The organism is Escherichia sp. MOD1-EC5950 (assembly GCF_002965345.1).
Taxonomy (GTDB): Bacteria; Pseudomonadota; Gammaproteobacteria; order Enterobacterales; family Enterobacteriaceae; genus Escherichia; species Escherichia marmotae.
Genome location: NZ_PTSR01000092.1, coordinates 1 through 1,365, shown reverse-complemented (window position 1 = coordinate 1,365; position 1,365 = coordinate 1). Strand labels below are relative to the sequence as shown.

Annotated in this window: 3 protein-coding genes; all 3 read left to right on the top strand. The window is 38.6% G+C overall.

The features are described 5' to 3' along the window. A partial coding sequence (locus BEA93_RS25975) for an RHS repeat-associated core domain-containing protein (protein ID WP_236942911.1) occupies nt 1-552 on the top strand: 552 nt, incomplete at its 5' end. Nucleotides 553-554: 2 nt separating this feature from the next. Next, nucleotides 555-896 carry a hypothetical protein gene (locus tag BEA93_RS24350; protein ID WP_016248708.1) on the top strand — a complete coding sequence of 114 codons (342 nt, stop codon included), beginning with the start codon at nt 555-557 and terminating at the stop codon, nt 894-896. Nucleotides 897-1,129: 233 nt separating this feature from the next. After that, the coding region (locus tag BEA93_RS24345) for an ISAs1 family transposase (RefSeq protein ID WP_001423811.1) at nt 1,130-1,365 on the top strand (236 nt) is incomplete at its 3' end.

The window sequence follows — 1,365 nt, the reverse complement described above, 5'->3', positions numbered from 1 at the left end:
CTCGACAGGGAAACGGGGCTGCACTACAATCTGCACCGTTACTATGATCCGGATGTCGGGCGGTTCATAGTAACGGATCCGATAGGGCTGGCGGGTGGGTTAAACCTGTATGCGTATGCGCCGAATCCGCTGTCATGGATCGACCCGCTAGGATTAACAGGCACACCCCTTGAAAAAGGTGCTCCTCTTCCTGATGCAACTAAAGTTTATAGAATTAGTACCGACGGTTCTTATGGGTTTGATTTCAATCCTCGTGAAATAGACGCTATTAATAAAGGGAAGTTAAATCCTCCAGGAGTATCTGTTATCAGAGCTAATAGTGCTGACGACGCCATCAGAATATGGAATGCAGCATTTCCTAAAAGACCCGCGACAAGTGTTGGGGAGGTCAGTGCAGCGGACCTCAGAAAAATTGGATTTGATGTTATTCACGATCCGTCAGGAGGTAAGTTGGGGGAAAATCATGCAAGATTAATTCATCCAGAGGGTGTTGATGGTTTTAATGCCAACAAAGGGAAACTATCTGGTACTTTCAGAGGGTGTGGAGGATAAGGATGAAAGACTATATCATTTCATTTAGAGAGAATGAGAAATATGCTCTTATAGAATATAACAGGGTTGATAAGTTCGACTACTATTATGAAGGTGTTATTATAGAATCTTATTTTCCAGAAGAAATAATTTTCCTTATTGAAGAGCGCAATGGAATTATTGATGAGATGGCAATATCTCTTTTGGATGAAGTAGAGGAAAAGTTGTATTCATATAACATTGGTTTAAAAGAAAGTGGCTCTATGATTTTTGATATTGAAATTATTGATGGGGACAAAATTTCATTTTTTACAAAATATCCATCAAGCCAGGGTTATTTAGATAGATATCCAGTGAGTCAATAACGTTCACTCAAAAGCCGGGTAAGAAATTAAACTTCCCGGCTTTTTTATTTAATTATCTTTCAGCACACTAAACATCCCGTCCCGCATCCCAGGGAAAGATCACGTAACGCTGTTTTTTTGTACTAAACAATTCGCACTAAATGTTCAATAATTGAGATATCCCTTATTACCTAAAGCTGTTTTTCATTGCTTATACATGATCAAATACTCCTTGCATAATTAAGGAGAACAAAATGGAACTTAAAAAATTGATGGAACATATTTCTATTATCCCCGATTACAGACAAGCCTGGAAAGTGGAACATAAATTATCTGATATTCTACTGCTGACTATTTGTGCCGTTATTTCTGGTGCAGAAGGTTGGGAAGATATAGAGGATTTCGGGGAAACACATCTCGATTTTTTGAAGCAATATGGTGATTTTGAAAATGGTATTCCTGTTCACGATACTATTGCCAGAGTTGTATC